Origin of the sequence: Pseudoclavibacter sp. CFCC 14310, assembly GCF_008831165.1 — a bacterium.
Classification (GTDB): Bacteria; Actinomycetota; Actinomycetes; order Actinomycetales; family Microbacteriaceae; genus Pseudoclavibacter_A.
The window spans coordinates 251,985-264,115 of the sequence record NZ_WBKC01000003.1 but is presented as its reverse complement, the minus strand read 5'-3'; the positions used below and the strand labels follow the sequence as shown (position 1 = coordinate 264,115).

General features: G+C 65.9%; 9 protein-coding genes. 8 read left to right on the top strand and 1 reads right to left on the bottom strand.

Annotation, left to right across the window (positions count from 1 at the left end; all coding sequences use genetic code 11):
• Positions 1 to 143 precede the first annotated feature (143 nt).
• The 6 genes from F8O06_RS12260 to ndk all read left to right on the top strand — a co-directional run bounded on the left by F8O06_RS12260 (position 144) and on the right by ndk (position 7,841).
• Positions 144 to 1,397, top strand: a complete 1,254-nt coding sequence (locus F8O06_RS12260) for a transglycosylase (protein WP_192496831.1) — start codon at positions 144 to 146, stop codon at positions 1,395 to 1,397.
• Positions 1,398 to 1,442: 45 nt separating this feature from the next.
• On the top strand, positions 1,443 to 1,877 hold the full coding sequence (locus F8O06_RS08570; RefSeq protein ID WP_158037626.1) for a pyridoxamine 5'-phosphate oxidase family protein: 435 nt from the start codon (positions 1,443 to 1,445) through the stop codon (positions 1,875 to 1,877).
• Positions 1,878 to 2,162: 285 nt separating this feature from the next.
• Positions 2,163 to 5,438, top strand: coding sequence for an isoleucine--tRNA ligase (ileS, locus tag F8O06_RS08565; protein ID WP_158038188.1), 3,276 nt, complete (start codon positions 2,163 to 2,165; stop codon positions 5,436 to 5,438).
• Between the two features lie 4 nt (positions 5,439 to 5,442).
• Positions 5,443 to 6,942 carry a bifunctional folylpolyglutamate synthase/dihydrofolate synthase gene (locus F8O06_RS08560; RefSeq protein WP_225733381.1) on the top strand — a complete coding sequence of 500 codons (1,500 nt, stop codon included), beginning with the start codon at positions 5,443 to 5,445 and terminating at the stop codon, positions 6,940 to 6,942.
• A gap of 31 nt (positions 6,943 to 6,973) precedes the next feature.
• Positions 6,974 to 7,375 carry a DUF4233 domain-containing protein gene (locus tag F8O06_RS08555; protein ID WP_192496832.1) on the top strand — a complete coding sequence of 134 codons (402 nt, stop codon included), beginning with the start codon at positions 6,974 to 6,976 and terminating at the stop codon, positions 7,373 to 7,375.
• 25 nt (positions 7,376 to 7,400) lie between these two features.
• Positions 7,401 to 7,841, top strand: coding sequence for a nucleoside-diphosphate kinase (gene ndk, locus F8O06_RS08550; RefSeq protein WP_225732830.1), 441 nt, complete (start codon positions 7,401 to 7,403; stop codon positions 7,839 to 7,841).
• Between the two features lie 156 nt (positions 7,842 to 7,997).
• Here ndk and F8O06_RS08545 read toward each other — a convergent pair whose 3' ends face one another.
• Complete coding sequence (locus F8O06_RS08545; protein WP_158037628.1) at positions 7,998 to 8,597, bottom strand: vitamin K epoxide reductase family protein; 600 nt, start codon at positions 8,595 to 8,597, stop codon at positions 7,998 to 8,000.
• Positions 8,598 to 8,842: 245 nt separating this feature from the next.
• Between F8O06_RS08545 and F8O06_RS08540 the strand changes: the two genes are divergently transcribed.
• Positions 8,843 to 11,704, top strand: a complete 2,862-nt coding sequence (locus F8O06_RS08540) for an Rne/Rng family ribonuclease (RefSeq protein WP_158037629.1) — start codon at positions 8,843 to 8,845, stop codon at positions 11,702 to 11,704.
• 113 nt (positions 11,705 to 11,817) lie between these two features.
• Complete coding sequence (gene rplU / locus F8O06_RS08535; protein ID WP_158031102.1) at positions 11,818 to 12,126, top strand: 50S ribosomal protein L21; 309 nt, start codon at positions 11,818 to 11,820, stop codon at positions 12,124 to 12,126.
• Positions 12,127 to 12,131: the final 5 nt, after the last annotated feature.

Here is a 12,131-nt window from a genome sequence, read left to right as displayed (position 1 = left end):
GTGGTCGCCCGCTCTGGCTTCGGGGCGCAGATGCGAACACAGCATGGGTTGACTAGGGTCGAGAGTGTCGTCGTGACGAGCTGAGCACGTTTCTCGCCTCACCCGGTCTGACGACACATTGCTGCAGGAGAGTGAGAGACCGGATGACCTCGAGACGACGACCGCTGCGCTGGGCGGCAGGGTCTGCGGCTGCGTGCACGCTGGCGACCGCTCTCGCGGTCACCCCTTCGTCGTTCGCCCCCGGGCGGGTCGACCTGCCTCTCGCCCGTGCCGACGCCGCCGGTGACACCCAGTCGCAGATCGACGCGATCAACGGGCAGCTCGATGATCTCGAGCAGCGTTCCGACGAAGCCGGTGACGCCGCGGTACGCGCACAGGGCGATGCGAGCGACGCCCAACAGGCCCTCACCACGGCCACAGAGCAGGTGGCGGCGCTGCAGGGCCAGATCGACACCGCTCGCGCCGCCGCCGACGAAGCTCGTCGAAACAGCACCTCCGCAGTGCAGCAGCTCGCGCGCGGCACCGGGATGGAGACAGACCCGGCGGGGCAGCTCGTGACCAGTCGCGATCCCTCTGCCGCGCTCTGGCGGCTGACCACACTCGGGCAGGTCTCGCAGCAGACCGATCAGCGCATGACCGAGGCAGGGCAGCGAGCCAGTGAGCTCCAGGCGCTCACCGACCAGCAGCAGCAGGTCGAATCCGAACGCGAGCGTCTCGCCCGCGAAGCCGAGAGCGACGCTCAGGCCGCGAGTGCGGCATCCGCTTCGGCTGACGCGGCTGTCAGCGCTCTGCAGACTCAACAGCAGGGGCTGCTGCAGCAGCTTGCCGACATCAAGCGCACGACTGCGGCGCAGGAGGCCGAGGAGCGACGACAGCGTGAGCTGGCGGCCTCGATCGCCGCATCGAACCAGCCGCAGGCCGCAGCCTCCGACAGTGCGCCAGCCAGCAGCAGCGCGCCGACTCAGCCGCAGACGCCAGCTGTACCGAACCGTCCTGCTCCCGCTCCCGCTCCTGCGCCGACGCCGACGCCGGCACCGGCTCCTTCGCCTGCACCGGCACCAGCTCCGGCCCCAGCGCCGAGCGGTGGCTCGTCGCCTGCTGCGGCGAAGGCGTACGCTCAGTCGCGCATCTCCCAGATGGGCTGGGGCAACGACCAGTTCGTCTGTCTGGTCAATCTCTGGCAGAAGGAGTCAGGGTGGCAGGTCAACGCTGAGAACCGCAGCAGCGGTGCCTACGGCATTCCGCAGTCTCTGCCGGGCAGCAAGATGGGCTCCGTCGGAGCTGACTGGAGAACCAACGCTCAGACGCAGATCGAATGGGGGCTGGGCTACATTCGCGGTCGCTACGGCACGCCCTGCGGCGCTTGGGGCCACTCTCAGTCGACCGGCTGGTACTGACCGCTCAGAGTGGACTCTTCCCACCACAGGGTGTACATGTGATGTATGGAAGACAACACAGTGATCACTCGAGTCGGCGAAGACGAGGCATGGCAGCTGTTCACCAGGAACACCCTCGGCCACCTCGGCTTCATCGTCAACGATGCCCCTGAGGTGCTGCCCGTGAACTACGCTGTTCGCGACCGCAGCCTCCTGCTGCGCACCGCTCCCGGCACGAAGCTCTTCGGCGTGACGGCGAACCCGAAGGTCGCCTTCCAGACAGAGCAGTACACCGAGACCGGCGGTTGGAGCGTCGTGGCCAAAGGAACCGCCGAGGTGCTGACCTCTGAGAGCGCAATCGAAGCGGCCGAACAGGCCGGGCTCAGGCCGTGGGTGCCGACCGTCAAAGAGAACGTCGTGCGCATCGTGGTCAGCGAGATCACGGGTCGTCGCTTCGTCTTCGGGCCAGAGCCGGAGGCGGAACCGGAAGGCGCGGCCTGATCGCAGGGGCGCTCCGTGACCTCTGCGGGCTCGGACTGATCGCGCTACACTGAGATACTGCACTGATCCGGCCATCACCGGGGAGCATCTGGAAGAACCGCAGGTCGCCGCGAACGACAGGCGCAGTAGACCCAGACGGGTCCGGCCCGAGACAGCCGAAGAGAAGCGGTTCGTCGGTGTCGTCGTCAGACGAGGCAGGCGAACAAGCGAGGTGGTACCGCGCACGTCTTTCGCAGAAGGGCGGCGTCCTCGTGCAGGTGAACGAGCACGAGAGTGACACGCGCAATGGTCTATCCGCTTCCCAGCCCCGGCAGCGAGCATCCCGAATCAGTCCAGCCTTCGCCGAGCTTCCCCGCAGTCGAGCAGGGCATCCTGGCCTTCTGGAAGGGCGATGACACCTTTCAGAAGTCGATCGACCAGCGACGCGACCAGCACGCCCCAGAGTGGGTCTTCTACGACGGCCCTCCGTTCGCCAACGGCCTGCCGCACTATGGGCACCTGCTGACCGGCTACGCCAAAGACGTCTTTCCCCGCTTTCACACCATGCGCGGCCAGCGCGTCGAGCGCCGCTTCGGCTGGGACACCCATGGGCTGCCCGCTGAGCTGCAGGCCGAGAAGGAACTCGGCATCACCGACAAGCGCGAGATCGAAGAGACCTTCGGCATCGCGAAGTTCAACGAGGCGACTCGCGCCAGCGTGCTGCGCTTCACCAACGAATGGCGCGAATACGTCACTCGTTCGGCCCGCTGGGTCGACTTCGACAATGACTACAAGACGCTCGACCTCACCTACATGGAGAGCGTCATCTGGGCGTTCAAGACCCTCTACGACAAGGGCCTGATCTACGACGGCTATCGTGTGCTGCCCTACAGCTGGTACGAGCAGACGCCGCTGTCGAACCAGGAGACGAAGCTCGACGACGCCTACAGGATGCGTCAGGATCCCACCGTCACGGTCACCTTCCCGCTGACGGGTGACAAAGCAGCCGCGCTCGGGCTCGAGGGTGCCAAGGCGATCGCCTGGACGACGACCCCGTGGACGCTGCCGACGAACCTCGCGCTCGCGGTCGGCCCCGAGATCGTCTATGCGGTCGTGCCTGCCGGTGAGGCCGGTGCAGGCGACGGCTCGCCTGCGGGCACACGGTTCGTGTTGTCCCGCGATCTGGTCGGCTCGCATGCGAAGGCACTGGGGTATGACTCCGCTGAGGCCGCGCAGGATGCCGTGGAGCGTACGCTGCTGGGCGCCGAACTCGAGCACGTGCGTTACGAGCGGCTGTTCGACTACTTCGCCGATGCAGAGCAGTACGGCACGCAGAACGCCTGGCAGATCCTGGTGGCTGACTACGTGTCGACCACAGACGGCACCGGCATCGTTCATCAGGCTCCAGCCTATGGCGAAGACGACCAGCTGACCTGCCAGAAGTACGACATCCCCGTCGTGCTCTCGGTCAATCAGGCGGGTGAGTTTCTGCCCAGCGTGCCCGAGGTCGCCGGAGTGAACGTGTTCGAGGCGAACAAGACGCTGATCAAGCTGGTCAAGTCGCACGGCCGTCTGCTCGAACAGGCGACCATCGAGCACTCTTACCCGCACTCCTGGCGCAGCGGCAAGCCGCTCATCTACATGGCGCTGCCTGCCTGGTTCGTGAACGTGACCAAGGTCAAAGACCGCATGATCGCGCTCAACCAGCAGATCAACTGGGTGCCCGACAACGTCAAAGACGGTCAGTTCGGCAAGTGGCTCGAGAACGCCCGCGACTGGAACATCTCTCGCAACCGCTACTGGGGTGCACCGATCCCGGTGTGGAAGAGCGACGATCCCGAGTACCCGCGCGTCGACGTCTACGGCTCGATCGAGCAGCTCGAACAGGACTTCGGCGTGAAGGTCGACAACCTGCACCGGCCCTACATCGACGAGCTGACCCGCCCGAACCCCGACGACCCGACCGGCAAGTCGACCATGCGCCGCGTGCCCGAGGTGCTCGACTGCTGGTTCGAGTCGGGCTCGATGCCCTTCGCACAGGTGCACTACCCGTTCGAGAACAAAGAGTGGTTCGACACCCACAACCCCTCTGACTTCATCGTCGAGTACATCGGGCAGACCCGCGGCTGGTTCTACAACATGCATGTGCTCGCCACCGCGCTCTTCGACCGCCCCGCGTTCACCAACGTGATCAGCCACGGCATCGTGCTCGGCAACGACGGGCAGAAGATGTCGAAGTCTCTGCGCAACTATCCGGATGTCAACGAGGTCTTCGATCGCGACGGCTCGGACGCCATGCGCTGGTTCCTGATGTCGAGCCCGGTGCTGCGTGGCGGCAACCTGATCGTCACCGAAGAGGGCATCCGCGAAGGCGTGCGCCAGGTCATCCTGCCGCTCTGGAGCACCTGGTACTTCTTCCAGATGTACGCGAACACGGCACGGCCCGCCGGTTCTTCGGCGTCCGGCTACGAGGCGAAGTGGCGAACCGACTCGACCGACGTGCTCGACCGGTACCTGCTGGCCAAGACCGGTGACCTGGTGCGCACGGTCGAGGTCGCGCTCGAAGGCCTCAACGGCGTCGACGCGACCGACGCGCTGCGGCAGTTCGCAGACGTGCTGACCAACTGGTACGTGCGACGCAGTCGCGACCGTTTCTGGGTGGGCGAAGACACCGACGCGTTCGACACGCTCTACACGGTGCTCGAGACGGTCACGCGTGTGGCCGCTCCGCTGCTGCCGCTGGTCACCGAGCGCATCTGGAAGGACCTCACCGGGGGCGAGAGCGTGCATCTGCAGGACTGGCCCGACGCCGGTGCGTTCCCGAAAGACGACGACCTGGTCGCCGCGATGGATCAAGTGCGAGACATCTCGAGCGCCGCCCTCGCGCTGCGCAAGGCTGAGCACCTGCGGGTGCGTCTGCCGCTGTCGAAGCTCACCGTGGTCGAGGCGGGCGCGGATGCGCTGGCTCCGTTCGCCGACATCCTGCGTGACGAGCTCAACGTGAAGTCGGTCGACCTCGTCGAGCTCAGCGAGCAGACCGCAGAGCGCTTCGGTGTGTCAAAGCGACTGACCGTGCATGCTCGGGTGTGCGGTCCACGCCTCGGCCGCGAGGTGCAGACCGCCATCAAGGGCTCCAAGACCGGCGACTGGAGTGCAGAGGGAGACCAAGTCGTCTCGGGCGGCATCGCCCTGCAGCCGGGGGAGTACTCGATCGATCTGGTCGCCGACGCCAGCTCAGACAGAGGCACCGATCACGCGGTCGGGCTGCTTTCCGGCGGCGGTTTCGTCCTGCTCGAGACCGCGGTGACCCCTGAGCTCGCCGCCGAAGGGCTGGCGCGTGACACGGTGCGCCAGGTGCAGCAGGCACGACGCGCAGCCGGACTCGAGATCAGCGATCGCATCCACCTCACCTTGGGCGGCGACGACGCTGTGCGTGCGGCGCTCGAGGCCAATCGTGACCTGATCGCCGCCGAGACACTCGCGACCGACCTCCATGTCGTCACTGTCGAAGCGCTCGGCGACGAGGCAGACCAGCCCGTCGGCGACGGCGAGCGGGTCGGCATCCTGATCGAGAAGGCCTGAACCTGTGACTGACGCACGCAACGCCACGACGGCTGCCCTCGCCCCGAACAGTGTCGAGCAGCTCACCGAGCAGCTCTATGGGCGGGCTCCTGAGAACCGCATCGAGCCACGGCTGGACGCGGTCGCTCGGGTGCTCGACCTGTTGGGCGACCCACAGAAGTCGTACCGGATCATCCATATCACGGGCACCAACGGCAAGTCGTCGACGGCACGCATCGCCGCCTCGATGCTGGCGTCGGCGGGCCTGCGAGTGGGAGTGTTCACCAGCCCCCATCTGGTGCGCTTCAACGAGCGCATCGTGATCGACGGATCGCCGATCACCGACGAGCGGCTGCTCGGCACGTGGGAGGACGTACAGCCCTTCGTCGAAATGGTCGACGAACAGCTGCGCGGCGAAGGCCGGGCGGCGCTGACCTTCTTCGAGGCGCTGACCGTGCTCGCCTTCGCGGCCTTCGCCGACGCACCTGTCGATGTGATCTGCCTCGAGGTGGGCGTGGGCGGGGAGTGGGACTCGACCAACACCGCCGACGGCGACGTCGCGGTGTTCGCGCCGATCGCGCTCGACCACACCAAGGTGTTGGGCAGCACGATCGCCGAGATCGCGCATACGAAGGCCGGCATCATGAAGCCGGGCGCCATCGCGGTGACCGCCGCGCAGGCACCGGAGGCGATGCGCGAGCTGCAGGCCAAAGCCGACGCTTTGGGCATCACGCTGAAGCGCGCGGGCACCGACTTTGAGGTGTCGGGCGCGCAGCCGGCTGTTGGCGGGCAGGTGATCGACGTGCGCGGCCTGGCCGGCACCTATCGCGATCTCGCGCTGCCGCTCTACGGCGAGCATCAGGCGCAGAACGCCGCGCTGGCGATCGCCGCCGTCGAGGCCTTTCTCGGCGGGGGAGACGTGCCGCTGGGCGCCGATGTCGTCGAGCCGGGCATCGCCTCGGCCAAGTCGCCCGGTCGGCTGCAGGTGGTCGGCACCGACCCGACGATCATCATCGACGCCGCGCACAACCCACACGGAGCGCGCAGCCTGGCCCGTGCGCTGGTCGAGAACTTTCACTTCGATCGCACCGTCGCCGTGATCGGCGTGTTGTCTGACAAAGACGCGAAGGGCTTTCTGCAGGCGCTCGACGGCGCCGTCGACGAGGTGGTGGTGACCGCCTCGCACTCGCCTCGGGCGATCCCCGCAGACGACCTGGCCGCACTGGCGGTCGAGGTGTTCGGCACAGAGCGGGTCAGGGTGGTCGACGATGTCGAAGAGGCCTTGGACGAGGCTCGCTACCTGGCACGCGAGGTCGAGCACTCCGGCATCATCGTCACCGGGTCGATCACGGTCATCGGCGAGGTGGCCGCGCTGACGGACGCCGACACCTCTGCGGTGGCAGCGGATGCGACGTCGGATGCCGACGTCGAGGCGGCGAAGGAAGCCCTTGAGGCGTCGGCTGCCGAAGACGACGACGCGAACGAGATGTGGCCAGACAGCACGGAGCCAGGAGACCGGTTCTGACCATCGGGCCGCAGCACGTAGAATGAAGGCGATGAAACCTCCGAACAGCGCAGACGGTGCGGCTCCGAGCAGCGGTGTGAGACTTCGTCAGAAGCTCTGCAGCGTGATGCTCGGTTTCGAGTCGTTCGTGATCATCTTCTATACCTTGGTGCTCTTCGGGCTGCGGCTGATCTCGTCGCCGCTGGTCTGGTGGCTCGGCGCCGGCTCGATGCTGCTGCTCGTGCTCGCTCTCGCCTGTATGCGTCGAGGCCCCATCGGACTCTGGCTCGGGTGGGCGGTGCAGGTCGTGCTGCTGCTCGCCGGCCTCTTCAGCGGGTTCATCTTCTTCGTGTCGCTGATCTGCCTGGCCCTGTGGATTTACATCATGGTCGCGGCAGCACGCGCAGACCGGGAAGCTGCAGCGGTGCAGCATGAACAACCGACCCAACACTGACGAAACACCCGAAAGGAATCGACAGATGACCACTGCAGAGCAGAAGCAGATCACCCCAGACCACACCCTCGTGCTGGTGAAACCGGATGGCGTCGAACGCGGACTGACCGGTGAGGTGCTCGCCCGCATCGAGCGCAAAGGCTACCGCCTGGCAGACATCCGGTGGGTGAAGCCGACCCGGGAGCTGCTCGAACGCCACTACGCCGAGCACAAGGGCAAGCCGTTCTTCGACTCTCTCGTGGACTTCATGATCAGCGGGCCGATCGTGGCCGTGATCTTCGAGGGCGACAACGTCGTTCCCGGCGTGCGCACGCTGCTCGGCGCAAGCGACCCGACCGTCGCAGCGCCCGGCACCATTCGCGGCGACTTCGGCCGTGACTGGGGCGTCTCGGTGCAGCGCAACGTCGTACACGCATCTGACTCGACGCAGTCTGCAGCGCGTGAGATCGGCATCTGGTTCGCCTGATCCTCTCCGTGCGCAGTTGACCTGCGCAGATGACAGAAGGGGCCGCGCTCTGCAGAGCGCGGCCCCTTCTGTCATCTTCAGGGCTCAGCGGTGCGCAAGGCGCCGTGAGACATGAGCAGAGCAGGTCAGCGCAGCGCCTGAGCGCCGCGCCGACGGTCAGAGCAGAAACTCGATCCAGCCGAGACGGATCTCGGCGAGCACTGCGATCAGCACGAGGTTGAGCAGGCTGACGACCCACGCCCAGTGGAAGAGCCAGACCCCGAAGCGTTTGAGCCCGCTTCCGAAGTGACCTTCACGCAGATTCCAGGCGGTGATGTACCAGAAGCCGAAGATCATGAAGAACCAGACCTCCATGCACCACGGGCACAGTGTGCCGATGACGAAGATGCTCTGGGAGTAGAGCCACGTGATGAACACATAGCCGCCGAGCATGCCGAGGTTGAACAGCTGCCAGTACCACCGTGTCATGCGTGCCCCGGCCAGAGCGCTCACCCCGACGGCGATCGGGAAGATGAAGCACATCAGGCCGAGCAGCGCGTTGGGGAACCCGAAGAGGCTGCCCTGCCAAGACTGCATGTTCGGACCGCAGGTCACCAGGATGTTCAACGAGCAGTTCGGTGTATACGCGGGGTTCTGCAACGTCTTGACATACTCAGTGGCCAGTTCGAAGGCTCCGAGCAGGCCGCCCAGGCCGATGACGACCATGGTGACGGCGAGCGGCTTGGGAAGGGCAGTGCCCGAACGGTTTGCAGACATGCCGCCATTATGGCACGCAGCGGCGAACACCGGATTCCATGCGATAATGGGCTGGGTCGCGTGAGTCGCCCTCACGCGCAGACGCGCATCACAGGCGTCGTCAAAACGACGCAGATGCTGTTCAGGGCCAGGACGCCCTGCGATAGAGCTGAATTTGGCGCATCGACCTCAGCGGTCGTGCGAACAGTTTGAGGAGCCGGCTCGGGGCGACCGGGACTGCGGCTGGATACAGGAGTGCACCAGCGATGGTGGGTAATGAAGAACATGGGAAGGGCGGTCTGTTCGGGCAGCTCTTCGGTACGAAGCGCACCCGACGGGCGAAGTCTGCCTTCGGCGACCACGAGTCAGCGGACGAGACGTCAGGCGACGCCGCGCCGCGCCACGGTGCCGAGGGTGAAGCAGTGAACGAGCACGCCGCCGCCGGTGTCGCGTCGGCCGCGTCGTCTGATGCTGATCGTGGCGATCTGGCGAACCCGGCTGAGGCTCCGGCCCCTGCAGTGGTCGAGGAATCGCTCGCAGTGGCAGAAGAGACAGCCGATGCACAGGCGCGCTCCAACGAATCGGCGACAGCGGACGAGCACTCGTCAGACCAGGCGGCCCGAGCGGCTGCTGCACCGGGCGAGACCGCGCCTGCAGAGGCAGCGCTGACGGATGCCGAGGCAGCCGCCGACGTGTCGGCTCAGGGCACCGGTGAGCTGGCTGCGACCAAGACCGAGTCTGCTGCCGAGGCGGCCGCTGAAGCGACGCCGGCGCAGGCACCTGAACCAGAGCCGGCGCCTGATCCCCTTGCTGAGATCACGCCGTTCTCGCCGTTCAGCGTTCGAGAGGCGGGGGCGACCTCAGCTCCGGCAGTGCCGGTCGCTGAGACGGTCGCCCCGATCGAGCTGACCTTCAAAGAGCCCGAGCTGCCCGAGCGCGACGATGACGAAGAGCCCGAGCTGCCCGAGCACGTCGAGAGCGTGCGTCGTCGCACCCGCAAGCGTGACGGAAGCCGTCGGTCGCGCACGAGCGACGAAGCCGCCGACGAACAGAGCCCGGAGAGCGGGCAGCGCAGTCATCGTGAGACGCCGACCAAGGTCAAGGGCTCGACACGACTCGAGGCGAAGAAGCAGCGTCGCAACGCCAGTCGCGATGCCGGGCGTCGTCGCCAGAGCGTCACCGAGGTCGAGTTCCAGGCACGCCGCGAGGCGGTCGACCGGCAGATGATCGTGCGCTCGACCGACGACCGCATCCAGATCGGCGTGCTCGAAGACGACATTCTGGTCGAGCACTATGCAGCGCACTCACGAGACCTCTCGCTGATCGGCAACGTCTATCTGGGGCGCATCCAGAACGTGCTGCCCAGCATGGAGGCCGCATTCGTCGACATCGGACGCGGCCGCAACGCCGTGCTCTACTCAGGCGAAGTCGACTGGGAGGCTGCCGAGGTCACCGACAAGCAGCGGCGCATCGAGATGGCGCTCAAAGCGGGCGACACCGTGCTGGTGCAGGTCACGAAAGACCCCGTCGGTCACAAGGGCGCCCGTCTGACCAGTCAGATCTCTCTGCCCGGTCGCTACCTGGTGTACGTGCCGGGCGGTTCGATGAGCGGCATCAGTCGCAAGCTGCCCGACAGCGAGCGTTCGCGTCTGAAGAAGACGCTGAAAGAGATTCTGCCTGAGAACGTGGGCGTCATCGTGCGCACCGCTGCTGAGGGTGCGACGAAGGAACAGCTCGAACGGGACGTCACCCGTCTGCAGCAGCAGTGGGAAGAGATCCAGCGCCTGCGCGAGACGCAGCAGGCTCCGGCGCTGTTGCACACCGAGCCGAATCTGCTCATCAAAGTCGTGCGCGACGTCTTCAACGAAGACATCACGAAGATGGTCATCAGCGGCAAAGACGCAGAAGAGACCATTGAGAAGTACCTGCACACGATCGCGCCGGATCTGGTCGATCGCGTCGAGCACTACAGCGGCGACAAAGACATCTTCGACGCCTACCGCATCAACGAGCAGCTGGCGAAGGCGAGCGAGCGCAAGGTCTTCCTGCCGTCGGGCGGCTCGCTGGTGATCGACCGCACCGAGGCCATGACGGTCATCGATGTGAACACCGGCAAGTTCGTCGGCTCCGGAGGCAACCTCGAAGAGACGGTCACGAAGAACAACCTCGAGGCCGCCGAAGAGATCGTGCGACAGCTGCGTCTGCGCGACCTGGGCGGCATCGTGGTGGTCGACTTCATCGACATGGTGCTCGAGTCGAACCGCGATCTGGTTCTGCAGCGTCTGATCGAATGCCTTGGTCGCGATCGCACCAAGCATCAGGTGGCCGAAGTGACCTCGCTGGGTCTGATCCAGATGACCCGCAAGAAGATCGGCATCGGGCTGGCCGAGACGTTCACGCAGCTCGGCGAGAGCTCCGACTCCGGTCAAAGCACGCACAGTTCTCAGAGCGGGAAATCCGGTTCGGCTCGCAAACCTCGCAGCAAGAAGACCCAGGCTGTCAAGCCGGTGAAGAACACCCTGAACGCGAACGTCAAGAACGCCGTCGCCCAGGTCGCCGCCAGCACGATCGCGCAGATCGCCTCTGCTCCGACCGCCGAGGCGTCTGCACCTCTGGCGGCTGCGGGCGATGTGGCAGCGCATGCGCCTGTGCACGAGCATCGTTCTGGCGAGCCAGTCGCCCGTACTTCGCACGCAGAGTCGGGCCTCAGCGCAGCGGAGGGTGCCGCAGCCGCGCCCGCATCCGATCGAATTCGGCCTGCTGCGACGGCACACGAACCCGCAGAGCGTCAAGAGCCCGTCGAGCCGCACCTGCAGGCGAAGTCATTGCAGTCGGCGGAGTCGAGCGAGCATCCGCAGCGACGTTCGGAACCCGCGTCGGCTCGCCGGTCGCGTCGTGCATCGGCTCCGGCAGGGCCGGCGCGCACCGACATCGACCTCGACCTGGATCTGCCGAAGCCGAAGACCCAACCTGCCGCCGAGGCCTCACCGAAACAGCCGGTCGACCGCGACGCCCTGCTGGCAGACGTGCTCGCGCACCTGCCAGAAGGCGCCCGCACGCCGAACGCAGCCAAAGAGACTCGAGGCCAGAGTTTTCGGCAGCGCCCGGGCGGTGAGCGTCAGGACTGAGACACGCGGTCGCGGGTGTTTGACCTGCACACACACAACTGAGTATTATTGAGTGTTGGCTCGGGCTGGTTCTGCCGGCGAGTGAACACAGACTTCAAGACAAAGGATGACACGTGGTTTATGCAATCGTGCGCGCCGGCGGGCGTCAGGAGAAGGTCGAGGTCGGCACTGTCGTGACGGTCGACCGTGTTCAGGCAGATGAGCAGGGCGCTGTGGAGCTTCCCGCTCTGCTGCTGGTCGACGGTGACAAGGTCACCTCGAAGACCGAAGATCTCGCCAAGGTCAAGGTGACCGCCGAGGTGGTCGAAGACCTGCGCGGCCCCAAGATCAACATTCAGCACTTCAAGAACAAGACCGGTTACCGTCGGCGCCTCGGGCACCGCTCTGAGCTGACCAAGCTCAAGATCACCGGCATCAAGTAACAGCG

Excerpts from the sequence above, each read along its gene's own strand:
- F8O06_RS08545 (WP_158037628.1), bottom strand. The coding sequence starts at position 8,597 with ATGTCTGCAAACCGTTCGGGCACTGCCCTTCCCAAGCCGCTCGCCGTC.
- ileS (WP_158038188.1), top strand. The coding sequence starts at position 2,163 with ATGGTCTATCCGCTTCCCAGCCCCGGCAGCGAGCATCCCGAATCAGTC.
- ndk (WP_225732830.1), top strand. The coding sequence starts at position 7,401 with ATGACCACTGCAGAGCAGAAGCAGATCACCCCAGACCACACCCTCGTG.
- F8O06_RS12260 (WP_192496831.1), top strand. The coding sequence starts at position 144 with ATGACCTCGAGACGACGACCGCTGCGCTGGGCGGCAGGGTCTGCGGCT.
- F8O06_RS08570 (WP_158037626.1), top strand. The coding sequence starts at position 1,443 with ATGGAAGACAACACAGTGATCACTCGAGTCGGCGAAGACGAGGCATGG.
- F8O06_RS08555 (WP_192496832.1), top strand. The coding sequence starts at position 6,974 with ATGAAACCTCCGAACAGCGCAGACGGTGCGGCTCCGAGCAGCGGTGTG.
- F8O06_RS08540 (WP_158037629.1), top strand. The coding sequence starts at position 8,843 with ATGGTGGGTAATGAAGAACATGGGAAGGGCGGTCTGTTCGGGCAGCTC.